Source organism: Candidatus Nanopusillus massiliensis (genome assembly GCF_920984865.1).
On the sequence record NZ_OV100765.1, the window covers coordinates 464,594 to 465,247 of the forward strand.

The 654-nt window shown below is 20.8% G+C and carries 1 protein-coding gene; it reads right to left on the bottom strand.

Going from position 1 to position 654, the window contains the following annotated elements:
* Positions 1 to 92: 92 nt before the first annotated feature.
* Positions 93 to 284, bottom strand: coding sequence for a hypothetical protein (locus tag LUA84_RS03310; RefSeq protein WP_231434427.1), 192 nt, complete (start codon positions 282 to 284; stop codon positions 93 to 95).
* Positions 285 to 654 lie beyond the last annotated feature (370 nt).

The window sequence follows — 654 nt, forward strand, 5'->3', positions numbered from 1 at the left end:
CAATAATATTATATAAATTTTCATAAACANNNTCTGGATGTTTTTCAATATATCTATCTAAGTTTCTTGTTATTTTATCAATATCTATTTCATTAAGATACCTTTCTTAAATTATTTAAGTCCCTTTCATTAAATCCCTTACTTATTATTTCTTTAATTTTATCTCTATATCTATTTTCATATTCTTCTAAATCTTTTATATCCCTATCTTTATATCTAAAGAATTTATAAAATAAAGAAAATAATCCAAAATTATAAAAATATAATTGTGCTTCAGTAACCACTTTTTTTAATTAATAGATTTCCTTCTGTATCTATCATTATATATAATTTTAAATTCAATAAATCTGCTTTTATATAAGAATATATTCCATATAAGTNNGGAATTATTAATTCTTCTCCATTTAAACTTAACCCAAATCCATAAACATTATTTGGTAGAAATTCATATTTATATCCTCTCATTTCAATATATTTTGTTACAATATCTCTTTGTTCTATAGTTCTTTGTTGAAACTATGCATACTATATCAATTACATTACTTACATCTTTTTCTCTAAATTTTAAGATTCTTGTTATTTCTATATTCCCAGTTGTAGAACAACCATCAATAATTATACTATCTAAATTCATATATCTTTCTATTTCGGCAA